Source organism: Guptibacillus algicola (assembly GCF_020171805.1).
In the GTDB taxonomy this organism is placed as follows: domain Bacteria; phylum Bacillota; class Bacilli; order Bacillales; family Guptibacillaceae; genus Guptibacillus; species Guptibacillus algicola.
Map to the genome: position 1 here is coordinate 632,033 of NZ_JAIVAF010000001.1, position 23,227 is coordinate 655,259.

A 23,227-nucleotide genomic window follows, 5' to 3' on the forward strand; every position below is an offset into this window, starting at 1 on the left:
TTTATTAATTTAGCACTGTCATGACTTTGCGCACAGAATCAGCAGATTTATCTAATTGCTGTTTCTCATCTTCTTTTAATTCAAGCTCGATGATTTCCTCGATTCCATTTCCGCCAATGATGGTAGGAACGCCAAGATATAATCCATCATATCCGTATTCGCCTTCAAGATAAGCGATTGTTGGAAGGACGCGGCGCTGATCTTTGAGAATGGCTTCAACCATTTCAACAAGAGAAGCAGCGGGAGCATAATAGGCACTTCCATTTCCTAGAAGGCTAACGATTTCTCCTCCACCTTTACGTGTGCGCTCTACAATCTCGTCGAGGCGCTCTTTAGAAATAAGGTTATTTAATGGTATTCCACCTGCAAAGGAGTAACGGACTAGAGGGACCATATCGTCACCATGTCCGCCTAGTACAAAACCAGTGATGTCTTTTACTGAAATATTAAGCTCTTCAGCAATAAACGAGCGGAAACGAGCTGTGTCTAGAATACCTGATTGACCAATAACGCGGTTTTTAGGTAAGCCGGACTCTTTATATACGGTATATGTCATCGCATCGACAGGGTTTGTAAGAACGACAATAAGCGTATTTGGAGAGTGCTTTACGATTTCATGAGTAACACTTTTCATGATCTTTGCATTTGTATTAACAAGATCGTCTCTGCTCATTCCCGGTTTTCTTGCAATTCCAGCCGTAATAACTACGATATCTGAATCCGCTGTATCCTCATAATTGGACGTTCCGATTATTTTGGAATCAAATCCTTGTACAGGACTCGCTTCGAACATATCGAGCGCTTTTCCTTTCGTCGGGCCTTCCTGATTTGGTATATCAACAAGCACTACATCAGATAGCTCTTTTTGAGCTAGTAAAAAAGCAGTTGTAGCACCAGTGAAACCCGCACCAATCACGGATACTTTTTTGCGTTTTATTGTCATATGAACGCCACTCCTTTAAAGGAAAATAATTCAAGATATAGTTCTAATCATTAATTCATGTTTTTAATAAGTTCGTCACCGAATTCAGAAGTTTTTACTTCAGTTGCACCTTCCATTAGACGGGCGAAATCATACGTTACTACTTTGCTTGCGATCGTTTTTTCCATTGAATCTAAAACAAGCTTAGCAGCTTCATTCCATCCGATATGTTCAAGCATCAATACGCCTGAAAGAAGAACAGAAGAAGGATTAACTTTGTCTAATCCAGCATACTTCGGTGCAGTACCATGAGTAGCTTCAAAGATTGCATGTCCACTCTCATAGTTAATGTTAGCTCCAGGAGCAATTCCTATGCCACCAACCTGAGCTGCAAGTGCATCTGATACATAGTCACCATTCAAGTTCATCGTAGCTACTACATCAAACTCTGCTGGGCGAGTTAAGATCTGCTGAAGGAAGATATCTGCAATCGCATCTTTAACGATAAGCTTGCCTTCTGCTTCTGCTTTAGATTGTGCTTCGTTAGCAGCATCTCTGCCTTTATCCTCTACGATTTGGTCATATTCAGCCCAAGTGAATACTTTATCTCCGAATTCTTGTTCAGCAACTTCATAACCCCAGTTCTTGAAAGCACCTTCAGTAAATTTCATGATGTTTCCTTTATGAACAAGCGTTACATTCTTACGTCCTTCATCAAGAGCATATTGAATCGCTGCTCTTACAAGACGTTTTGTACCTTCTTCAGAAACTGGCTTGATTCCAATTCCAGAAGTTTCAGGGAAGCGAATGTTTTTCGCACCCATTTCTTCACGTAAGAAAGAAATGACTTTCTTTACTTCGTCTGATCCCTTTTGGAACTCGATACCTGCATAGATATCTTCAGTGTTCTCACGGAAGATAACCATATCAGTGTCTTCAGGTCGCTTAACAGGAGAAGGTACCCCTTTGAAATAACGAACTGGGCGAAGACAAGTAAACAAATCTAGCTCTTGTCTAAGAGCAACATTAAGGGAACGGATTCCGCCTCCTACTGGAGTCGTAAGTGGCCCCTTAATCGCAATTATGTATTCGCGAATTGCTTCAAGTGTATCAGCAGGAAGCCATTCTCCTGTTTTATCATGAGCCTTAGCACCGGCATAAATTTCTTTCCAAGTAATACTCTTTTCACCAGAGTAAGCTTTATCAACCGCAGCTTCTAGTACGCGAGATGCTGCTGCCCAGATATCTGGACCTGTTCCATCGCCTTCAATATATGGAATAATTGCATGATTTGGAACGTTTAGTACGCCATTATTTACGGTAATTTTTTCTCCATTAGCCATTATTATATTCCTCCTATTGAATCTACATTTATTAATAGGGAAGGAGTAACTCCTTCCCTATTTTGTTTTATCGATTTTCTACGCTGACATATGATTGGTTTGTTGCTCCTACGTACTCTGCACGAGGACGGATCAAGCGGTTATTGCTATACTGCTCAAGGATATGAGCGATCCAACCTGACACACGGCTTACAGCGAATAGTGGTGTGAACAAATCATGGTCAATGCCAAGACTATGATAAACAGAAGCAGAATAGAAATCTACGTTTGGCGGCAAGCCTTTTTCGTCTCTAACGATCTGTTCCATCTTTGTAGACATTTCGTACCACTTTGTTTCTCCAGTTAATTCAGTAAGCTTACGGGACATTTCTTTAAGATGCTTCGCACGAGGGTCTCCAGTTTTGTACACTCTGTGACCAAAGCCCATGATTTTTTCTTTCTTTTCAAAAGCCTGATGAAGGTAAGAATCGACGTTCTCAACACTACCTATTTCACTTAGCATTTTCATAACTCTTTCGTTTGCTCCACCGTGAAGTGGGCCTTTAAGAGCTCCAATTGCTGAAGTAACACCTGAGTAAATATCCGAAAGCGTGGCTACACATACACGACCAGTAAATGTTGATGCATTTAATTCATGGTCAGCGTGTAGAACTAGCGCTTTATTGATTGCAGTAACTGCTACCTCTTCTGGCATCTCACCATTCAGTGTAAAGAGGAAATTTGCTGCGAAACTAAGGTCTTTCTTAGGGCTGATCGGCTCTTTCCCTTCACGAATACGTGAAAAAGTTGTAACAACTGTAGGGATTTTCGCCTGAAGACGAATTGCCTTACGGTAGTTCGCTTCTTCACTCATATCATCTGCTTCTTCATCATACAGTGCAAGTGTTGAAACTGCTGTACGAAGTGCAGCCATTGGAGAAACCTTATCACTTGGATAAGATTTAATTTGATTAATGATTTCTTCAGGAATCACAGCATCTTCCGCAAGCTTTGCAGAGAACTGATCCAATTCTTGTTTGTTAGGAAGTTTATCATTCCACAACAAATAGATTACTTCTTCAAAGCTAGCATTCTCAGCTAGGTCATCAATGTTGTAACCTCTGTATGTTAAGACATCGTTTACAATTGAACTTATAGATGATGTAGTAGCAACAACGCCTTCTAAACCGCGAGTAGTCGTCATACTTTCCCTCTCCTTTTCCATGTTAACATTCTTTTTTTCTAAAAATTCTGCTTTGATAACGCTTTACAAACGCTCCAAAAAAAAAGGAATCTTATGTACAAAGAAGGTGCGTCCGTCTCCATTATAAACAAAAATCTGACATTTGTGAATGAATATGCAAGATTTGGCGACTTCCTTTTTTTTCTTAAAAGCCTGTTGGTTACGTGTTTTCATAAGAATTTGTCGTACTATCCTTACTCTGAACGGTAGTTCAGTTTCAAAACTCGACAAAAAACACCCATCCCACTTCAACAGGTCTGATGTACTGTAAAAGGAAGATTCCTTCAAACTAAACAGAACACTTATCTAAGCATAACAAACATTTCAAAATTTTTCACGAAATCAGCTAAAATGCATTTGATTGGCTCAATCGAACAAGTGTATTATTAAAGTAGAATACTTTTGGAGGAGGCGCTTTATTGAACTGGCATTATGTACACAGCATTCTCCGATTCTTAATCGTAATCGCAGCTGTAGTGTTCGGTTTGTTTATACTCTATTATATTTGGCACTTTGCTTACCCTTTTGTAATCGCCTTGCTCCTGGCCTTCTTGATCAACCCACTCGTCGATCTTCTTGAAGCGAAAGTGAAAATGCCAAGGGCAGCTGCTGTTGCACTATCGATTGTATTCTTGATCGGAGTACTCGCAGCTTTTTTAACACTTCTTGTAAACGAAATCGTACAAGGAGTCGTTTACTTAGCAGACGTTTTGCCTGAGAACTTTAGAGAAATTGTCACCTTTATTGAAGAGCTTTTCGTTTCTCAAGTTTTGCCTTTATATAATCAGCTTGAGGACCTTTTTAAAGATTTAAACAAAGACCAGCAAACTACGATCATGGATAATATACAATCGGTCGGAACGACTGTGACTACTGCTGTTACGGATATTCTGCAAGCACTAGTAGAAGGGATACGTTCTATCATCATCAGCTTACCAACAATTATTACAGTACTCATCTTCTCATTGTTGGCTACCTTCTTTATAAGCAAAGACTGGTATAAGTTCATCCGTTGGGTAAAGAAAAAGGTATCGAGTGATATCCAACGAAGTATCGGTTCTGTATACAAAGATTTGAGAAAAGCACTCTTCGGCTTTATTAAAGCTCAGCTCACGTTAATTTCCATGACTGCTGCAATCGTTCTCGTAGGTCTTCTGATTCTTCGTGTTGAATATGCTGTTACAATTTCTATAATCATTGGGATTGTTGATCTTCTTCCATACCTTGGTACAGGAGCAGTGTTTGTACCGTGGATGATCTATTCATTCCTCACTGGGAATTATGGGTTAACGATTGGGCTAGCTATACTCTATGGAATTGTCGTTATTCAACGTCAATTAGTAGAACCTAAAGTATTATCCTCGAACATCGGTCTCGACCCCCTCGCAACGTTAATCGCACTGTTTGTGGGGTTCCAAATCTTTGGGTTCATCGGATTAATCATCGGCCCCGTGTTCCTCGTTGTTCTCAAAACGTTGTATCACGCAAATGTGTTTAAAGATATTTGGCATTATATTATCGGTGAAAACAAAAGAAAAAGCTGAAGGAAGAGTCCTTCAGCTTCAAGCTGTCGATGAATACTCGACAGTTTTTTTATTATCTAAAAGTGGTCATGATCCCACTCAAAGTTGTCTCTTATTGGGTTATCATCTCTTTATAAACACGAATTGACCATTATTCATCCTTTTTTCAAGAAACTTGCGTAGCCAGCGCTTGAAGGGTCTTCTAGTTGCTGGTATTAGAAGACAAAACCCAATCGCATCTGTAATAAAACCAGGCGTAAGCAACACTACTCCACCTACTAGAATGCACAATCCATCAAGGATTGCATCTCCAGGCATCTGACCAGTTTGCATCTGTCGATTAACCTTTTGTATAGCATCCGAACCTTCTTTCTTGGCAAGCCAAGCTCCAAGTACACCAGTTCCAATGATTAATAATATTGTAGGAATCAACCCTAATGTCCGCCCTGACAAAAGCAATAGACCTATTTCAAGAGCTGGGACTAAAATGATAAAAAGAAGCAAGATACGAAACATGTTTCAGGGCCCCTTTGTTTATATTCGAGAAAGAAAATCCCGTTACTTTCTATTATAAATGATTTAAGCCATATTTCGTACTATGGCGATTTCGAACCTTAATTAGATGAAAAGGAAAAGGCTGCCGAATAGTCGGCAGCCTTTCATCAAAAGTCAAAGCTTACAGAATGCTTGCTTTCCCTTTGTAGATAATTCCAGTAGTTGCATCAAGAGTAATTTCTTGACCATCTTCAAACAAGTTCGTAGCATCGTCAAGACCAACGACAACCGGTAGTCCAAGACTAAGTCCTACAACTGCTGCATGACTTGTTAGACCGCCTTCTTCTGTAATCAGGCCAGCTGCTTTTTCAAGTGCAGGAACCATATCTTTATCTGAACCAATCGCTACAATGATTGTATTTTCATCCGCTTTGCTAATTGCCTCATCAGCACTTTTCGCGATTGCGACGCGACCGGAAACAGATGTTTTACCAATACCCTGTGCTTTAGCAAGGATATCACCGATAACGTGTACTTTCATCAAGTTTGTCGTTCCAGATTCACCTACAGGAACGCCTGCTGTGATGACAACTGTGTCACCGTGGTTAACGATTTCTGAGCGGATAGAAGCCTCAACCGCTACTTCTAACATCTCGTCAGTTGTTTTCACCTTGCGTCCTTCTTGAGCATGTACGCCCCATACAAGAGCAAGCTTACGACACACACTTGCTGTATTTGTAACAGCAACAATCGGTGCTTTTGGACGATACTTTGAAATCATACGTGCAGTATGACCACTCTCAGTAGCAGTTAGAATAGCTGGCACGTTTAAGTTATAAGCCGTGTGTGCTACAGACTCACTGATTGCATTTGTTGTATTAGTTTCAATTTCCTTACTTCTCATTGAAAGCAATTCACGGTAGTTCAGAGACTTTTCCGTATATGAAGCAATATTATGCATCGTTGTAACAGCTTCTACAGGATAAGATCCTGCTGCAGTTTCACCTGAAAGCATGATTGCATCCGTGCCATCAAGAATTGCATTGGCAACATCACTTGCTTCAGCACGAGTTGGGCGAGGATTACGCTGCATAGAATCCAGCATTTGCGTTGCAGTAATGACTGGTTTACCAAGTGCGTTACACTTTTTGATCAGTTGCTTCTGTACAAGTGGCACTTCCTCAGCAGGAATTTCAACACCAAGATCACCACGAGCTACCATTAGACCATCAGAAACTTCAAGAATAGAATCGATGTTGTCTACACCTTCACGGTTCTCGATCTTAGGTACGATTTGGATATCAGTTGCATCATGTTTCTCAAGAAGTTTACGAATATCCAACACATCAGATACACGACGAACAAATGATGCTGCAATAAAGTCAACGCCTTGCTCAATACCAAATTCGATATCAGCAGCGTCCTTATCTGTAATACCAGGTAAGTTTACACTTACGTTTGGTACGTTAACGCCTTTTTTATTCTTCAACGTGCCGTTGTTTAATACTTCTGTGTAAAGCTCATTTTCTTCGATACTTTTCACTTCAAGTTCGATTAATCCATCATCGAGAAGGATTTTTGAACCTGGATGAACGTCATTAACAAGATCAGGATACGTTACAGAGATCTTCTCTGTAGTACCGGCTACTTCTTCCATCGATACGATGAGCTGTTGTCCAGCTTCAAGGTCGATCGCACCATTTTCCATGTTGTGCGTACGAATTTCTGGTCCTTTTGTATCAAGTAAAATCGCAACGTTCTTGCCAATCTTCTCAGATACCGCACGAATATTTTTAATACGGTTGCCGTGCTCTTCAAAATCTCCGTGAGAAAAGTTAAGACGGGCAACATTCATTCCAGCCTGCATCAATTTTTCTAATGTTTGTTGGTCCTCACTTGCAGGCCCAATTGTACAGACAATTTTGGTTTTACGCATAGGTCTCCTCCTAAAAGCTCTTCTTAATAATTTTATCCAACTCTGGGTATTATTTATCCAGTAAACACCATTATTCATCCATTAGTCATGGATGAATACTAGTTTAGATTGAAAGTTCTCTTGCAAGTTGCACCATTTTCTGATTAACAGTATGAGGCATATCAAGTGCTTCATTAATGTCTAAATCAATGATTTGGTTATTGTGAATGCCTACTGTACGATCTTGTGCACCTTCAAGCAAGAGCTCAACTGCACGCGCACCAAGACGACTTGCTAATACACGGTCAGTTGCAGTAGGTGAACCACCTCGCTGTACGTGACCAAGAACAGTCACACGAGTTTCCATATTCATTGCTTCCTCAATTTCTTTCCCAATTTCAACTCCGCTTCCAACGCCTTCAGCAACGACAATGATGCTGTGACGCTTTCCACGATCATGTCCTCGTTTCAAACGAGCTAGAATATCCGACATTTCGTATTTCTCTTCAGGGATAAGAATAGATTCTGCACCATCAGCAAGACCAGACCAGAGTGCGATATCTCCAGCGTTACGGCCCATTACCTCGATCACGTATGTACGCTCGTGAGAAGTTGCTGTATCACGAATCTTATCAATAGCTTGAATAACAGTATTCAAGGCAGTATCAAAACCAATAGTAAAATCTGTGCCAGGAATATCGTTATCAATTGTTCCAGGGATACCAATGGTAGGGAATCCGTGTCCCGTAAGCTTCTGAGCCCCACGGTAAGAACCATCTCCTCCGATGACCACAAGGCCTTCGATTCCGTGCTTCTTAAGGTTTTCTACCCCTTTTAATTGCCCTTCAATCGTTTTGAATTCTGGACAACGTGAAGAATAAAGCATTGTGCCGCCTCTATGAATGATATCAGCTACAGAGCCGATTTCCATCTTTTTAATTTCGTCATTCATCAATCCGGTATATCCGTGGTAAATTCCGTAAACTTCGATATCATGATAAATCGCTTTACGAACTACAGCACGAATCGCCGCATTCATTCCAGGTGAGTCTCCCCCGCTGGTCAATACACCAATACGCTTCATACCTGTTCACCTCATTAGTTCTTTGTGTTATTAAAATATCAAATACACCCGTGTAACACAATAGCAAAGCACGCTCATAAAAAAGTGCTTTCCCTAAACAGAGAAAGCACTTTCCTTATTTTAAGCCAATGGTATCGGTTACAAACGTATATTGTCCAATATTTCTGTATTTTTCGTAGCGTTGCTCGACAAGCTCCGTTTTGGAAAGTTTAGAAAGCTCTTCCAAAGATTTCTTTAACACTTTTTGGATAGAAGCCGCCTGTTCTTCCACATTTCTATGAGCGCCACCTTTTGCTTCTGGCACAATCTCATCGATCACATCTAGTTCTTTCAAGTCAGGAGCTGTAATTTTCATCGTATCAGCAGCTTGTTGAGCGAGACTAGAATCTTTCCAAAGAAGTGCTGCTGCACCTTCTGGAGAGATAACAGAATACCAGGAGTTTTCGAGCATGTGTACGTGGTTTCCTACCCCGATCGCTAACGCACCGCCACTAGCCCCTTCACCAATTACGATACAAACGATCGGAACGGTTAGACCAGCCATCTCAATGAGATTACGAGCAATCGCTTCACTCTGACCTCGTTCCTCGGCAGCTTTTCCTGGGAACGCCCCTTTTGTATCCAATAGAAAGACAACAGGTCTATTGAACTTCTCAGCTTGTTTCATAAGTCGAAGAGCTTTGCGGTAACCTTCAGGGTGTGGCATACCAAAGTTTCTTCGTAGATTCTCTTTTGTATCTTTACCTCGTTGATGACCAACAACAGTAACAGGCTTATCTTCAAATGTTGCGATCCCACCTACAATTGCTTCATCGTCACCAAATGCTCGGTCGCCATGGAGTTCAATAAAGTCATCAAAGATGCGATCAATATAGTCAAGCGTAGTTGGACGTTCCGGGTGACGAGCAAGTTGTACTCTATTCCAGGCAGTCATATTTCCGTAAACCTCTTCTTCCATATATGCAAGACGTTTTTGAAGTCGTGAAATCTCATCTGAAAGATCGATGTTTTTCTCATCCATAAACGATTTTAATTCTTCGATTTTGTCTTCAAGCTCTTGAACCGGTCGTTCAAAATCAAGTCTATTTGCCACTATCGGTCACCTCCTTTACTATGAATCATCAGTACTGTTGAGAGTGTTTTCTTCATATCAGCACGATGGATAACGGAATCGAGTTGTCCATGATTAAGTAGAAATTCAGCAGTTTGGAAATCTTCAGGAAGATCCTCCCGAATGGTTTGTTCTATGATTCTTCGTCCAGCAAACCCAATCATTGCCTTAGGTTCAGCGAAGTTGTAGTCTCCTACAGAAGCAAAACTAGCAGAAACTCCCCCAGTAGTAGGGTGGGTCATAACCGAAATGAATAAACCTCCATTATCTGAGAAGCGCTTCAGGGCCACACTCGATTTAGCCATCTGCATTAAGCTTAATACGCCCTCTTGCATTCTAGCTCCACCTGATGCTGTAAAGATAATAAAAGGAATCTTTTCTTTATCGGCATGTTCTATCGTTCTGGTTATTTTCTCTCCAACAACAGACCCCATACTTCCCATACGGAAACGAGCGTCCATAACAGCAATCGCTGTACGCTGACTGTTAATCGTTCCTTCTCCAGTTACCACGGCTTCGTTAAGAGAAGATTTTTTACGATCTTTCTCAAGCCTTTCAACATAATCAGGGAATGAAAGCGGATTTTCAGAAATCATCCCTGCATTAAACTCTTCAAAACTACCTTCATCAAGGGTATTCTTAATACGCTCAAAAGCGTTCATCTGATGGTGATATCCACACTTCACACATACTTTATTAGACTTCTCGAGTTCCTTCGAATAAATAATACTTTTGCACCCAGGACATTTTGTCATAATGCCCTCCGGTACATCCTGTTTTATTTTTTCGGAGGGAACGGTTGCGTATTTTTTCTTCTTATTAAATATATCTTTTAACAATTGTGACCATCCCTTTCACCTTATATATCTTGCTGTTTAAAATCATTGTCATACTCAGACAACAGACGTATGGCTTTCTCCTGGTTACGAGCAGCTAACGCTTCAATTAGTGCTTCATAATAAGTAACAGGACGGTAAGTAAGATGGTGCCAAATCGTCTGATGATAATCAGAAAGCTCAGCCCATAACCTCATGAGCAAATGATTCTTTGTTGAAGATGTGATTACTCGAAAGAATGCTATATCAAATTCTGTTGAATAAATATCTTCCTCAGAAGCAGGTTCTTTATGATAAAGCATCGTTCTCAGTTGCTCTAGTTCTTCATCTGTTATACGGTCACAAGCTAACCTTAAGATGTCCATCTCGATTAGGTGACGTGTTTCTAACAAATCTCGTCTAGACTTTGTATCTTTCAAAATAAATGAAGCAATAACTTCAACTAGACGGTGATTTTTCACATTTGAAATAAAGGTACCTTCTCCACGTCTTGTTTCGATAAGCCCTAGCATTTCCATTGAACGTAAGGCTTCTCGTACAGATGACCTTCCTGCATTTAACCGCTCAGAAAGCTCCCTTTCAGAAGGGAGCTTATCACCGGTTTGCAAACCATCATTATATATAATTGCTTTTATCTTATCTAAGATATTCTGGTAGACTTTCCCTTGTGGTTCCATGTTGGAAAATCACCACCCCTTCTTCAACCCTGGTCATCGTCTTATCCAAGAAAAAAGTGAGAAAGTAACGTTCTTCCCCACTTACTTTTCTTCTTCAGCAATGATTGCAAGAGAACGTGTTTTTTCTTTTACGACCTCAGGATCTACATTAATACGCGCTACTCCTGTTTCCATCGCAGCCTTTGCAACACTTGCTGCAACTGCTGGAGCAACTCTTGGATCGAATGGAGCAGGAATAACATAGTCTGCATTTAAATCATCGTTACTTACGAGTTCCGCAATCGCCTGAACAGCAGCTACCTTCATGTCTTCATTGATATGTGTCGCACGGACGTCGAGAGCACCTCTGAAAATCCCAGGAAACGCTAAAACGTTGTTAATCTGATTAGGGAAATCCGAACGACCCGTCCCAATCACACTCGCACCTGCATCTCTAGCATCTTCAGGCATAATTTCAGGAACAGGGTTTGCCATCGCAAAAATAATTGGATCCTCATTCATGGATGCAACCATTTCCTTCGTTAATGCTCCTTCAACTGACACACCGATAAACACATCAGTATTTGAAATAACTTCTTTTAGAGAGCCTTCAGCTTGATCTCTATTCGTATATTTCGCGACAGATGCTTTTACATCATTCATACCATAAGGGCGACCTTCAAAGATTGCTCCTTTTGAATCACACATGATGATGTCTTTGACACCAAAGCGGTTTAATAGCTTAATAATAGCGATACCTGCAGCACCAGCACCATTGATGACAACTTTGATCTCACTCATAGACTTTCCTGATAACTTTAGAGCATTAACAAGACCCGCTACTGTAACGATAGCTGTACCATGTTGATCATCATGGAAGATTGGAATGTTGGTTTCTTTCTTTAATCTTTCTTCGATTACAAAACAGTTTGGTGCAGCAATATCTTCAAGATTGATACCACCAAATGTTGGTTCCATTAGTTTAACGGTCTGAACAATTTGGTCAACATCTGTCGTATTTAAGCAAATCGGGAATGCATCTACACCAGCGAAACTTTTGAAAAGAACAGCTTTTCCTTCCATGACGGGCAACGATGCTTCAGGTCCAATGTTTCCTAAACCAAGCACTGCTGTACCATCTGAAACGACCGCTACCATATTCCCTTTCATTGTGTACTCATATACCTTATTCTTATCGTCGTATATTTCTTTACACGGCTCAGCAACCCCTGGTGAATACGCAAGACTCAAGTCAGTTGCATTCCTCACTGGTACTTTAGATTTCGATTCTAGTTTTCCTTGGTTAACTCTGTGAATATGTAATGCTTCTTCTCTTGTGATAGACAATTAACCCACTCTCCTTCTAAGGAAGCTATATGTGCTAGTGTTATGATTTTACCGTTTATGAAGAGAGTGGTCAGACCACTCTATTTTCACCATTATAACAAATGATCTAATGCTGTAAACAATTTCATCGAGTCTTTTTAACTACATTGTTCTCACCTAGTAAATATTTTAATCTTTCTACACAAGTGTCTGAGAGATTTACAAACCATTCTTCACCTAGTTTAACTGTTTTTTCTGAATGGCTATAGTACAGTACGACAGACGATTCTCCTTTGTTTTCACTAAGTACTTTCTTTACATTTTCCAACGTGTCATCCTCGAGATGGTGTGGATCAATTTTCAAAAATAGTATACTAAGAGGTTGTTTTGGCGTAATATCTTTTAGTCTCTTGGCTCTCGATACGATGATATTTGTCGTTTCTCCTCTTTTTTGGACAACGCCATCTATATACACAAATTCGCCCTGCTGAAGAATCGTTGATGTTTGTTCCCATGTATCAGGGAAAACAACTCCCTCTATTTTGGAAGTTTCATCTTCTAACGTGATAAACGCCATCATTTGTCCTTTTTTCGTTCGAATACTTCTCGACTTAATCACTTCCGCTGCAATTCGAAGCGGTTGTCGATCATTGAACGTTAACCCTTCAGATATTACGGTTCGTTGATAACCTTGAATATTCTTCAAGTAAGGATCGATGGGATTGGCTGTTAAATAAAAGCCGATAGCTTCCTTCTCGAACGCGAGTAAATCCTTTTCCTCAAAAGGTGGGACACTCTCGTAGGGGGGCTCCGATTCACTATTATTGAATAAACCTGGTTGATCCATATCGCCCTGTTCGGATGCATAATTCATCGCAGTTTCAAGTGTTGCAAGTAACGATGATCGACCGACTTCAAAATCATCCATTGCGCCAGCAAAAATCATAGATTCGATCGCTCGTTTGTTTACTACTCGGAGCGAAACCCTAGTACAGAAATCGAATAAGCTCTTGTAGGCTTTGTTGCCTCTTTTTGAAACAATTTCCTCGATCGCATTTTTCCCAACGTTTTTTATTGGCAGTAGCCCAAACCGTATTGACTCATCTTCTACTATAAATGTACTTTCACTCATGTTAATGGACGGAGGAAGAACAGATAAGCCTTTCTGGTGACATTCAGTTAAGTATTTTGATAATCGATCTTGGTTTCCAATCGCAGATGTTAATAAGCTTGAGAAGAAATATCTTGGGTAATTCGCTTTTAAATATGCAAGCTGGTACGCAATAATACTATATGCCACTGCATGACTACGATTAAATCCATAGTTTGCAAAACGTACGATATACTCATATACTTCTTCTGCAGTTTTTTCAGAATATCCTTTTGCTAGACAGCCTTTCACGAAATGCTCCCTCTCTGATTCGAGCACATCTCGCTTCTTCTTTGAAACAGCCCTTCTTAATAGATCAGCTTCACCTAACGAGAATCCAGCTAATTTAGACGCAATCTGCATGATTTGTTCCTGATATACGATGACCCCATAGGTGGATTGAAGGATTGACTCCAAGTCATGATGCGGGAAATGAACAGGCCGTTCATTATGTTTACCCGCTATAAATAATGGAATATTTTCCATTGGACCTGGACGATAAAGAGCATTCACGGCAACAATATCTTCAAACTCTGTCGGTTTAAGTCTACGGAGAACCTGTCTCATCCCGTCAGATTCTAATTGGAAAACACCTGTTGTATCTCCTTCTTGGAGCATAGAAAATGTTGCTTCATCATCCTTTGGCATAGTTGATAATGAAACCCGTTCCCCTGTATTCACTTCGATATCTCTAAGAATCCCTTCGATTAGTGTAAGATTACGAAGTCCAAGGAAGTCCATCTTCAATAAACCTATTTCTTCGAGGTCATTCATTGGAAATTGAGTTAAACTTATGTGATGTCCCTCTTGAAGGGGTACATAGTTCGTAAGAGGGGCAGCAGAAATGACTACGCCAGCAGCATGTGTAGAAGTATGTCTTGGCAAGCCTTCGATCGTGCTTGCGATTTCGAAAACTCGCATACATTCTTCAGAGTTAGCAAGCACTTTTTTAAGTTCTGTAGATTCTTCCTTTGCCTCTTTTAACGTAATCCCTGGCTGAGAAGGAATTGCTTTTGACATCGCATCGAGCAATTTCGTATCAACTTCTAACACTTTTCCAACATCTCGAATCGCTGCTTTAGCAGCAAGCGTTCCAAAGGTAACAATTTGCGCTACATGATTATGACCATATTTCTTATGAACGTATTCGATTACTTCATCGCGACGCACATCCGGAAAGTCGATATCAATATCTGGCATCGTGACTCGTTCTGGATTTAAGAATCGCTCGAAGAGAAGGTTATGTTGAATAGGGTCTACGTTTGTGATGTTAAGTAAGTAAGCTACAAGTGATCCAGCTGCTGATCCTCTTCCTGGACCAGTGATCATCCCTTTCTCATGAGCATATTTCATGAAATCCCAAACGATTAAAAAGTAGTCACTAAAACCCATTTTACGAATGATAGATAGCTCATAATTCAACCTATCATCAATAACCGTGCTACTCGATCCAAAGCGAGCAGTCACACCTTCAAGGCATAATCGTTCAAGGTATTCCTCAGCTGATTTTCCCTCAGGAACAGGATATTTAGGAAGGTGAGTATCATCAAACGATAAGTTCACATTGCATCCTGCTGCTATTGTTTCTGTTGAGGCAACGGCTTCTTCGTATCCTTTGAAGCGGTCTATCATTTCCTCTTTGCTTGTTAAATAGAATTCATGATTAGGAAGACTAACATGGTCTTTATCTTCATAGCGCACCCCGTGATCGATGCACTTCAGACAATCATGCGCTTCTCCATCACCTTTTGATATGTAGTGAACGGCATTTGTAACGGTGAGAAATAAGTCCGCTTTTTTTGCAAACCTGTAGAGTATCTGGTTAAGCTGCCTTTCTTCACGTATGAAATGATCTTGCATCTCTAAATAAAAGCCTGACGTAAAAGCTTTCTTGTACTCAATCGCATGCTGCAGTGCTGCAGTCTCTTCACCTTTTAGAAGCAATTGACCTATAACCGTTTCTCTTCCACCAGTTATCGCAATAATTCCCTCAGAGAGAGACAATAGTTTCTGTTTTTCGATATAAGCTTTTCTATTAGTAGAGTGCTTTACAATCGTAGATATCTTTAATAAGTTATGATAACCCTCATTAGATTCCGCCAAAAGAACCAACGTGTCATACCGATTTGAGTCAGCGGGAGAACTCGATGTTCCTACTAATACCTCAACTTCAAGTCCAATGATAGGTTTAATTCCGTTTTCAATACATGCTTTATAGAACGGAATTGTGCCGTACATTGTCCCTTTATCCGTTAACGCAAGTGAGGCATATCCCATTCCTTTAGCTGCTCCCACTAGTTTCTTTATACGGCTCGGACTATCTAACAGGCTATATTCGCTATAAACACGCAGATGCACAAATTCCATTTGTAATCCCACTTTCACTGAACGATTACCTCTATTATAGATACTGTTACCTTATCAAACAAACATTATCAAGCATAACCACCCTTCCTTTTCGCATAGTCTTTACTAAAGGTGGACTAGATGAGCTCGGACATTTTACAAATGTAACTTTTTTTATATTTATCATCCTTAACTAATGAAAGAAGGAGTTCCCAATGGAGAGAGTTACGCTCGTCACATTAATTATTGCTTTTTTTGTTGCTTTCGGGGTAATTGTTGGTGGATCCATCATCGGTGGAATCGGCGCATTTCTTTCGGGGGAACCACCTTTGCACTGGATATATGTAGTAGCGCAAAGACTGAAAATCTGGGCAATCGCTGCTGCGATTGGAGGAACATTCGATACGATAAATAATATGGAAAGAAGTTTCTTAAGCGGGTCTCCAGATGAAATCATGCGCCAGTTTTTATGGATATTCTGTGCATTAGGAGGAGCACAGGCAGGGATGGAAGTCATTAATTGGTTTACACAGGAACGTTCCCACTGATGAGAGTTCCACAAGTATACACCAGAAAAGGATGGCAGAAATTCCTCGCTGGACTATCAGTAGGTGTCATTTTTGGATGGCTATTCTTCTTGATGCTTTTTGGAATCATGTATGAAAAGCAAATTACAACAATTAAGGAGCAGAAAATAAAAATCTCAGATCTAAAAACACAAAACCGCACGTTATTAGATGATGAAAAAAACTACGACAATGAAGACATCGAAAAAACACTTCTCATTAAAGGAATTCTCGTTACATTCGATAAGGAGCAGGATTTATCTCTTAACTCATTGACAAAGCATGAGTTAAAGAAAGCAGTACAAGACGAATTAAATGACTTATTGAATAAAGACCTTGGGTCCGTAGCACACACCAGGTCTTTTATTATCAAGTCCCTCGAGAATAAAACATTGCTGATCAACGATATAGAATATGGGTTCGAGGTAAAACAAATGATCGTTTATACAACTGTCGAAGTTGTATTATCTATTCGATTAATACAATAAAAAGATTATACTATTTTGTGACTTTTTGTCAGAAAAGTCGCATTCTTATAAATTGTGGTATATGATAGGAGTACAGCAAAAATTCAGGAGGTGTAGCGATGGTTATCAACCGCAAGCAGCTAGCCAAATCAAAGGTAGCCGATTTAATGAACGGACGTTCAGCTTATGCGGAAACAAAAGAATTAGCTACTCTTATCAAAAAAGAACTACAATCGCTTAACATTGATGTGCATGAGGACGTGACAAACTTTGGTTCATGGTTCATACCGATGCCACAAGAACAAGTTTAATTAGTAAAGACCGACGATCTCATTTTATATGACGATGCCGGTCTTTATTTGTGATTTAAAAGTCTTTACAGGCTTTCTCAAGTTCCTCTAACACCTGATCTGCCTCTTCCCATGTATAAACAGTAGCTCCTGCAGCCATCGTGTGACCTCCTCCGTTATACCGGGTAGCAATACTGTTCACCACTGGTCCTTTCGAACGAAGGCGAACTCGAATCTGATCTTCTTCTTCTATGAAAAACACCCATGCTTTAAGCCCTGAAACGTTTGAGAAAGAATTAACGAGTTGTGAAGCCTCACTTGCGGTTACTCCAAATGAAGTAATCGTTTCATTCGTTAACTTTACCCATCCTGCTCCATTCTCACTTACTTCGAAATGTTGAAGAACATGACCATTCAGCCTCGCTATATGCTGCTCTGTTTTGTATAGTTCATTATAGAGAGATCCCGTGTCAAAACCATGTTTAAGTAGCTCTCCTGCGTATTCAAACGTACGTTGCGTCGTATTTGAAAACATAAATCTTCCCGTATCTCCAACGATACCTGCATAGAGAAGAAAAGCCCCTTCATCCGGAAGCACATATTCGCGCTCTTTTGCAGTTATGTAAAGATCCACTATCATTTCACTAACAGAACTTGAAGAGGTATCTACCCACAAAATGTCTCCGTACGGATCTTCATTTGGGTGATGATCAATTTTCACTAGCAGCTTCCCTCGATTATATCGATCATCACTAATTCTAGGTTGATTCGCAGTATCACATACGATTACAAGAGCATTCTCATATTCTTCATCTGACACCTCATCCATTCTGTTCAAGAACATGAGGGATGGCTCTTCTTCTCCTACTACTAGTACGTTTTTTTGTGGAAATGTTCCTTTGATTAATGAAGCTAGTCCACCTTGAGAACCGAGCGCATCAGGATCCGGTCGTACATGACGATGGATTATGATTGTTTCGAAGTCTTCTATTGCATCCAGTATTTGTTCCTTCATTTTATTACTCCTTTCGTACACTTTCCTATTTGTTATAGGTTCGTCATAGATTTTCCACCTTAAGTTCTATACAATAGAGACGAACCTTTACATTTGGAGGAAAACATACATGCCTATCTTTATTATACTCATTATTTTTTCAATAGTATTTTATTTGTTTTATCGCGTAAAGTCGTTCAGATCCAACGGAGTGGCTACGAAAGAATGGTTGAATTCTAAAGCAAGCATTGCTCTCGGACTATTTCTGATTTTCTTTGCGATAAATTCATTTGCCGTCTACATCACGACTGTAACGTATATCGTTGGCGCCGCATTCATTATACTCGGCCTTGTTAACGTTATCGTCGGCTACAAGAAACAAAAGCATTATCGACCTTTCGCCGTTGAAGAGTACGATAGTATGAATAAGTAACAAGAAAGCGCCATGAGTTCTCTCATGGCGTTTTTGTTTTATCGATCGATCAATTGTGCCATCATCAATGCTTTACCAACTACTGTCCCTTCATGATAGATCTCAACATCTACTTTCCCAAATTTACGTGAGACTTCGAGGACTTTAGGGATAATTTCTATCGTATTGTCAATTTGAACAGGCTTAATAAAGTATAATGTGATATTCTCTACGACTAGATCACCTTTTTTATACTTCTTCAACACTCTGCTACCTGCTTCAGTAACAAGAGTCGTGAAAACTCCGTACGAAAGTGTTCCTAAAAGGCTCGTCATCTGTGGAGTTACTTCACATACATATCTACTCTCCGTACTCGTAGATACATCATTAAACCGACTTGTGATCAAATCGTCAAACGTTTCCCCAATTTGTGGTTGCTGTTGTATCAATTGCAACGCTTTTAAAACATCTTGCCTGCTCACGATACCGATCAACCTTTGATATTGATCAAGGACAGGGAGCATCTCGATCCCTTCCCAAATCATCGTGTGTGCTGCTGAAGCTACAGACGTTTGCTCATTAACAGTGAGCGGCTGCTTCGTCATTACTTTCGTAATCGGTGTTTGATATTGCTCGCCAAGGACGTCTTTAGATGTAACGATGCCTTGAACTTTCATGTTCGGATCGACAACAGGATATCTGCTATGAAGGGTCGCTTCATTTAGCTCATGCCATCTGCCAACGTTCTCGGTCGATACAAGAAAGCTCGTCTTTGTTAACGGTGTTAAAATGTCACTTACGAGGACGATTTCTTTCTTTATCAGCTGGTCATATATCGCACGATTGATCATTGTCGCAACCGTAAACGAATCATATGATGTTGAGATGATCGGAAGCTCATAGGCATCAGCCATCGCTTTCACTTCCTCTTCAGCGTCAAATCCTCCTGTAATCAAGACAGCTGCACCTGCTTCAAGAGCAATCTTATGGACGTTATCACGATTTCCTACTATAAGAAGACTACCAGGATCAACGTAACGCATCATCGCCTCTAGCTTCATGGCACCGATGACAAACTTATGCAGCGTCTTGTGAAGTCCGTTTTTTCCACCGAGCACTTGTCCATCCACTATATTTACAACTTCAGCATAAGTTAGTTTTTCGATATTTTCTTTTTCTTTTTTCGTGATACGAATAGTACCTACACGCTCAATCGTACTAACAGTACCTTTATTTTCAGCATCTTTAATCGCTCTGTAAGCTGTCCCTTCACTTACTTTGAGCTCTCTTGCGATTTGTCGAACTGAAATTTTACTACCTACCTCGAGCGTTTCAATATAATCGAGTATCTGTTCATGTTTGGTTGTCAATTACTTTCACCATGCTTTCTATGGCCTCATCTGTATCAATATTTAATCTTCATCTGTTATAGTGGTGTTTGAATTGACTTCATTATACATAACTATTGGATGCAACTTCAACGGCTGTACAGCTTTTTTCTCGTTTCTACGGCAGAATCTTCAAATTGAGAAGCGCGATTTCCCTTCTTTTCGCTTCTACCAAAGTACAGCCCAACAAAATTTCCGCCCAGTGCCATTAGTGCAAATACTAACCACAAGCCAAAAAACGCACCTTCCATGGTTAAATCAAACTGAAACCTCGGTACCGCATCATATACTAGAAATAAGATACATAATACTGATAAAAATAGGCGTTGTTTCACTTTTATTCCTCCTCAGCCCTTCTTATAGAAAGGATATGAGAGGACATGGCCTTTTAACACGTAAAAAAAGAAGAACCGTTGCCTCGGCATCGGTTCTTTGTAACTGTTTCAATTATAATTTGACTGTATCGCCTGGTTTCATTACTTTACCCTTATTATTCTTTAACTTGTCTACAAATGTTTCAGGGTTTTGTTCAATAACAGGGAACGTATTATAGTGAACCGGTACTGTTAAATCAGCATTGATCCATTCTGTAGCAATCGCTGCATCATCTGGACCCATCGTGAAATTGTCACCGATCGGAATGAACGCCAGGTCGATCTTCACATCTGAAAGTAGCTTCATATCTGAATACAGTGCAGTATCACCAGCATGATAAACTGTTTTACCTTCAGCAGTGAACAGGATACCAGCAGGCATTCCCGTATAAATGATCTGCTTACTATCTTCATCCATATAGCTTGAACCGTGAAAAGCTTGAGTTAACTTAACTGTACCAAAATCAAATTCGTGTGCTCCTCCGATATGCATTGGATGAGTATTTAATTCTTTCCAGCCTAAGTATGTCGCAAGTTCGAAAGGCGCAACTACAAGCGCATCATTTCGCTTCGCAATTTCAACAGTGTCACCAACGTGGTCGTTATGTCCATGTGTTAGTAAAATAACATCACACGTTACCTCGTTCGCATCAAGGTCGCATTGTTCATTACCTGTAATGAACGGGTCGACTAGTATTTTCGCTTTGTCTGTTACAATCTCAACTACTGAATGACCATGAAATGTTACTTGCATCTCAACCGCTCCTTTACATGCTTAATTATGGATTCACATATGTTTTTCCCTATCATACATTTACTAAACTAATACTGCTGCCATGCATTTTCATATTTATCGATAAGGTTAGGACGTATTAACGTATTTGGTTCTAATGTAACTTTCTCCCCATTTTTCGTTATCGTAGAATCCTCATCTTTACCAAACGCAGTTAGTGAGGGTACCATTTCAGATGTTAGATAGTCCGTTTTCACTTGAATATTGAGATCTTCGCTATCAATCTGTGATCTTGTACCTAACACAAATCCCCAATTACCAAAACTTGGTATATCGACATGCAGGTTCGTCGTATAGAGACCTGTTTCACGAATGGTTTTTGAAATTGTCCAATATGCTTCCGTAGCAAAAACAGGACTAGTAGCCTGGACCATCATTGCACCATTCTGCTTCAAATGATTTCTCAACATAGAGTAGAATTCCCAAGTATATAGCTTGTTCAATGATTCATTATTCGGATCAGGCAGGTCACTTATGATGACATCAAATCGGTCAGGTTCATTTTTCATGAACTTAAACGCATCTGCGTTCACAACTTTTACTCGCTTGTCCTCAAATGCTTGTTGATTCAGTTCTACTAACATGTGATTCGTTCTTGCTATGTCAACCATTCGAGGATCAAGATCGACTACCGTAATGGAATCTACTTCTTCGTATTTTAGTAACTCTCGAACAGCAAGTCCGTCTCCTCCACCTAAGAGAAGGATGTTATTTCGATCACGACTCGCTGCCATCGGAACATGAACGAGCGTCTCGTGATAGCGGTGTTCATCGCTCGAACTAAATTGAAGCTGTCCATTTAAATAGAGCCTAAGATCACCTTGCTCCTTAGTGAGGACAATCCTTTGATAACTGGTTTCTTCAGAAAAGATGATTGGATCTTTATAAAGACGCTGTTCGAATGAAAAGGCGATTTCCTCTCCGAACAATACCCCTGCAATCATTAAGAGCAATGCAAAAGAGGCTGCACCTATATAAATACTTGTTTTCACAATCTCTTTTCTAAAGGAGATGATCATCCAAAAAGCAACCAGAATATTGATTAGTGCAACAAGAAAAGCTGATTTAACAAGTCCGAATTCGGGTCTAAGGTAAAATGCAAACAATAGCCCGCCCACAAGACCACCAGCATAATCTGAAAAAAGTACCCTGGCGGTACTTTTGTTCATCTCCACACCTATTTCGTTAGCTTTCCTGATCAAAATAGGTAATTCAAGACCAGTTAAGCCACCTACGATTAAAATAATACTGTAGAGGAAGATTGCGGTTGATTCTTCTCCAGCTATGGATGTGATTCCAAAAACAGCAAAACTCGATACACCACCGATGATTCCGATCATCAACTCGATCACGATAAATCGTGTGATCAGGTTTTTGACTACTCTTTCACTCAAGGAGGCTCCGATTCCCATTCCTGTAAGAAATAATGAGATTGTAATCGTATATTGCTTCACACCATCTCCTAGGATGTAAGAACCAAGAGCGCCAAAAAGCACTTCAAAAATGATTCCACATATCGAGACAATTCCAGAAGCCCAATACAGCTGACTGCTCTTATTTGTAACGTTACTCATGTCTTTCACCTTCAGCTGTCATATTCTTATGTAATGGATGCGCCCACTACAAAGCCAAGTCCGATCGAGACACACATCGATACGATTCCTACAGCTATCACACCTTCGTGAAGCTTTTGCTCGACTGAAAAACGTCTAGTTAGAAAATCAAAAATATAGTAGGCAATAAGCTGAAGGACAACTCCGTACCCACCCCAGATCACTGTATCGAGTACATCTGAGCTATGATAAATGGAGAAAGCTAAGATTAAGCATATTCCAATAATCTTACCACCTATCGATAGCGCAACAGCAGTGTTCCCTGCTTCAATTTCATGCCAATCCTTATACTTAGTCGTTATTAATTCAAAGATCACTAACCCCACTGCAACAACAACGATCGCAGCAATAAAATATACAAAAGTTAACAAAAATGGACCCATTTTATGACGCTCCTTTAT

22 protein-coding genes are annotated in these 23,227 nt (G+C 40.1%); 5 read left to right on the forward strand and 17 right to left on the reverse strand.

From position 1 onward, the window contains the following. Window positions 1-4: 4 nt before the first annotated feature. The 3 genes from mdh to citZ all read right to left on the reverse strand — a co-directional run bounded on the left by mdh (window position 5) and on the right by citZ (window position 3,448). Window positions 5-943 carry a malate dehydrogenase gene (gene mdh, locus LCM09_RS03410; protein ID WP_224878712.1) on the reverse strand — a complete coding sequence of 313 codons (939 nt, stop codon included), beginning with the start codon at window positions 941-943 and terminating at the stop codon, window positions 5-7. A 50-nt stretch (window positions 944-993) separates the two neighbouring features. Then, the gene (gene icd / locus LCM09_RS03415) at window positions 994-2,265 is read right to left on the reverse strand and encodes an NADP-dependent isocitrate dehydrogenase (protein WP_224878713.1); all 1,272 of its coding nucleotides are present in this window, start codon (window positions 2,263-2,265) and stop codon (window positions 994-996) included. A 67-nt stretch (window positions 2,266-2,332) separates the two neighbouring features. Continuing rightward, the gene (gene citZ, locus LCM09_RS03420; RefSeq protein ID WP_224878714.1) at window positions 2,333-3,448 is read right to left on the reverse strand and encodes a citrate synthase; all 1,116 of its coding nucleotides are present in this window, start codon (window positions 3,446-3,448) and stop codon (window positions 2,333-2,335) included. A 458-nt stretch (window positions 3,449-3,906) separates the two neighbouring features. On the opposite strand from citZ, the gene ytvI reads away from it, so the two are divergent. After that, window positions 3,907-5,031: a sporulation integral membrane protein YtvI gene (ytvI, locus tag LCM09_RS03425; protein ID WP_224878715.1), complete on the forward strand. Its 1,125-nt coding sequence runs from the start codon at window positions 3,907-3,909 to the stop codon at window positions 5,029-5,031. Between the two features lie 102 nt (window positions 5,032-5,133). Here ytvI and LCM09_RS03430 read toward each other — a convergent pair whose 3' ends face one another. The 8 genes from LCM09_RS03430 to LCM09_RS03465 form a co-directional block, all read right to left on the reverse strand. Continuing rightward, window positions 5,134-5,526, reverse strand: coding sequence for an FxsA family protein (locus LCM09_RS03430; RefSeq protein WP_224878716.1), 393 nt, complete (start codon window positions 5,524-5,526; stop codon window positions 5,134-5,136). 160 nt (window positions 5,527-5,686) lie between these two features. Next, window positions 5,687-7,441, reverse strand: coding sequence for a pyruvate kinase (gene pyk, locus LCM09_RS03435; protein WP_224878717.1), 1,755 nt, complete (start codon window positions 7,439-7,441; stop codon window positions 5,687-5,689). Between the two features lie 103 nt (window positions 7,442-7,544). Further along, complete coding sequence (gene pfkA, locus LCM09_RS03440; protein WP_224878718.1) at window positions 7,545-8,504, reverse strand: 6-phosphofructokinase; 960 nt, start codon at window positions 8,502-8,504, stop codon at window positions 7,545-7,547. Between the two features lie 115 nt (window positions 8,505-8,619). After that, complete coding sequence (gene accA, locus LCM09_RS03445) at window positions 8,620-9,597, reverse strand: acetyl-CoA carboxylase carboxyl transferase subunit alpha (RefSeq protein WP_224878719.1); 978 nt, start codon at window positions 9,595-9,597, stop codon at window positions 8,620-8,622. Next, complete coding sequence (gene accD / locus LCM09_RS03450) at window positions 9,597-10,454, reverse strand: acetyl-CoA carboxylase, carboxyltransferase subunit beta (RefSeq protein ID WP_224878720.1); 858 nt, start codon at window positions 10,452-10,454, stop codon at window positions 9,597-9,599. The genes accA and accD overlap by 1 nt, the downstream gene beginning before the upstream one ends. 20 nt (window positions 10,455-10,474) lie before the next feature. Next, window positions 10,475-11,128: a FadR/GntR family transcriptional regulator gene (locus LCM09_RS03455; protein WP_224878721.1), complete on the reverse strand. Its 654-nt coding sequence runs from the start codon at window positions 11,126-11,128 to the stop codon at window positions 10,475-10,477. Between the two features lie 81 nt (window positions 11,129-11,209). Further along, window positions 11,210-12,448, reverse strand: a complete 1,239-nt coding sequence (gene ystJ / locus LCM09_RS03460; RefSeq protein ID WP_404800790.1) for an NADP-dependent malic enzyme — start codon at window positions 12,446-12,448, stop codon at window positions 11,210-11,212. 130 nt (window positions 12,449-12,578) lie between these two features. After that, window positions 12,579-15,950: a DNA polymerase III subunit alpha gene (locus tag LCM09_RS03465; protein WP_224878723.1), complete on the reverse strand. Its 3,372-nt coding sequence runs from the start codon at window positions 15,948-15,950 to the stop codon at window positions 12,579-12,581. A 194-nt stretch (window positions 15,951-16,144) separates the two neighbouring features. Between LCM09_RS03465 and LCM09_RS03470 the strand changes: the two genes are divergently transcribed. The 3 genes from LCM09_RS03470 (at window position 16,145) to LCM09_RS03480 (ending at window position 17,273) form a co-directional block, all read left to right on the forward strand. Continuing rightward, window positions 16,145-16,477: a YtrH family sporulation protein gene (locus LCM09_RS03470; protein WP_224878724.1), complete on the forward strand. Its 333-nt coding sequence runs from the start codon at window positions 16,145-16,147 to the stop codon at window positions 16,475-16,477. After that, the gene (gene ytrI / locus LCM09_RS03475) at window positions 16,477-16,983 is read left to right on the forward strand and encodes a sporulation membrane protein YtrI (RefSeq protein ID WP_224878725.1); all 507 of its coding nucleotides are present in this window, start codon (window positions 16,477-16,479) and stop codon (window positions 16,981-16,983) included. The genes LCM09_RS03470 and ytrI overlap by 1 nt, the downstream gene beginning before the upstream one ends. A gap of 98 nt (window positions 16,984-17,081) precedes the next feature. Further along, window positions 17,082-17,273, forward strand: a complete 192-nt coding sequence (locus tag LCM09_RS03480; RefSeq protein ID WP_224878726.1) for a YtzJ family protein — start codon at window positions 17,082-17,084, stop codon at window positions 17,271-17,273. A gap of 55 nt (window positions 17,274-17,328) precedes the next feature. Here LCM09_RS03480 and LCM09_RS03485 read toward each other — a convergent pair whose 3' ends face one another. Beyond that, window positions 17,329-18,267, reverse strand: coding sequence for a DHH family phosphoesterase (locus LCM09_RS03485; RefSeq protein ID WP_224878727.1), 939 nt, complete (start codon window positions 18,265-18,267; stop codon window positions 17,329-17,331). Between the two features lie 109 nt (window positions 18,268-18,376). On the opposite strand from LCM09_RS03485, the gene LCM09_RS03490 reads away from it, so the two are divergent. Continuing rightward, complete coding sequence (locus tag LCM09_RS03490; RefSeq protein WP_224878728.1) at window positions 18,377-18,679, forward strand: YtpI family protein; 303 nt, start codon at window positions 18,377-18,379, stop codon at window positions 18,677-18,679. 38 nt (window positions 18,680-18,717) lie between these two features. On the opposite strand, the gene LCM09_RS03495 is transcribed toward LCM09_RS03490, so the two are convergent. The 5 genes from LCM09_RS03495 to LCM09_RS03515 all read right to left on the reverse strand — a co-directional run bounded on the left by LCM09_RS03495 (window position 18,718) and on the right by LCM09_RS03515 (window position 23,209). Next, on the reverse strand, window positions 18,718-20,028 hold the full coding sequence (locus LCM09_RS03495) for a DRTGG domain-containing protein (protein WP_224878729.1): 1,311 nt from the start codon (window positions 20,026-20,028) through the stop codon (window positions 18,718-18,720). 107 nt (window positions 20,029-20,135) lie between these two features. Next, entirely contained in the window at window positions 20,136-20,381 is a 246-nt protein-coding gene (locus LCM09_RS03500) for a hypothetical protein (protein ID WP_224878730.1), read from the reverse strand. Window positions 20,382-20,493: 112 nt separating this feature from the next. Then, window positions 20,494-21,174, reverse strand: a complete 681-nt coding sequence (locus LCM09_RS03505; protein ID WP_224878731.1) for a metal-dependent hydrolase — start codon at window positions 21,172-21,174, stop codon at window positions 20,494-20,496. A gap of 68 nt (window positions 21,175-21,242) precedes the next feature. Continuing rightward, a complete protein-coding gene (locus tag LCM09_RS03510) occupies window positions 21,243-22,787 on the reverse strand; it encodes a polyamine aminopropyltransferase (protein WP_224878732.1) in 1,545 nt (514 codons plus the stop codon). Window positions 22,788-22,813: 26 nt separating this feature from the next. Further along, on the reverse strand, window positions 22,814-23,209 hold the full coding sequence (locus tag LCM09_RS03515) for a DUF350 domain-containing protein (protein WP_224878733.1): 396 nt from the start codon (window positions 23,207-23,209) through the stop codon (window positions 22,814-22,816). Between the last annotated feature and the right edge of the window lie 18 nt (window positions 23,210-23,227).

Excerpts from the sequence above, each read along its gene's own strand:
- mdh (WP_224878712.1), bottom strand. The coding sequence starts at position 943 with ATGACAATAAAACGCAAAAAAGTATCCGTGATTGGTGCGGGTTTCACT.
- icd (WP_224878713.1), bottom strand. The coding sequence starts at position 2,265 with ATGGCTAATGGAGAAAAAATTACCGTAAATAATGGCGTACTAAACGTT.
- citZ (WP_224878714.1), bottom strand. The coding sequence starts at position 3,448 with ATGACGACTACTCGCGGTTTAGAAGGCGTTGTTGCTACTACATCATCT.
- LCM09_RS03430 (WP_224878716.1), bottom strand. The coding sequence starts at position 5,526 with ATGTTTCGTATCTTGCTTCTTTTTATCATTTTAGTCCCAGCTCTTGAA.
- pyk (WP_224878717.1), bottom strand. The coding sequence starts at position 7,441 with ATGCGTAAAACCAAAATTGTCTGTACAATTGGGCCTGCAAGTGAGGAC.
- pfkA (WP_224878718.1), bottom strand. The coding sequence starts at position 8,504 with ATGAAGCGTATTGGTGTATTGACCAGCGGGGGAGACTCACCTGGAATG.
- LCM09_RS03455 (WP_224878721.1), bottom strand. The coding sequence starts at position 11,128 with ATGGAACCACAAGGGAAAGTCTACCAGAATATCTTAGATAAGATAAAA.
- LCM09_RS03465 (WP_224878723.1), bottom strand. The coding sequence starts at position 15,950 with ATGGAATTTGTGCATCTGCGTGTTTATAGCGAATATAGCCTGTTAGAT.
- LCM09_RS03470 (WP_224878724.1), top strand. The coding sequence starts at position 16,145 with ATGGAGAGAGTTACGCTCGTCACATTAATTATTGCTTTTTTTGTTGCT.
- ytrI (WP_224878725.1), top strand. The coding sequence starts at position 16,477 with ATGAGAGTTCCACAAGTATACACCAGAAAAGGATGGCAGAAATTCCTC.
- LCM09_RS03480 (WP_224878726.1), top strand. The coding sequence starts at position 17,082 with ATGGTTATCAACCGCAAGCAGCTAGCCAAATCAAAGGTAGCCGATTTA.
- LCM09_RS03485 (WP_224878727.1), bottom strand. The coding sequence starts at position 18,267 with ATGAAGGAACAAATACTGGATGCAATAGAAGACTTCGAAACAATCATA.
- LCM09_RS03490 (WP_224878728.1), top strand. The coding sequence starts at position 18,377 with ATGCCTATCTTTATTATACTCATTATTTTTTCAATAGTATTTTATTTG.
- LCM09_RS03505 (WP_224878731.1), bottom strand. The coding sequence starts at position 21,174 with ATGCAAGTAACATTTCATGGTCATTCAGTAGTTGAGATTGTAACAGAC.
- LCM09_RS03510 (WP_224878732.1), bottom strand. The coding sequence starts at position 22,787 with ATGAGTAACGTTACAAATAAGAGCAGTCAGCTGTATTGGGCTTCTGGA.
- LCM09_RS03515 (WP_224878733.1), bottom strand. The coding sequence starts at position 23,209 with ATGGGTCCATTTTTGTTAACTTTTGTATATTTTATTGCTGCGATCGTT.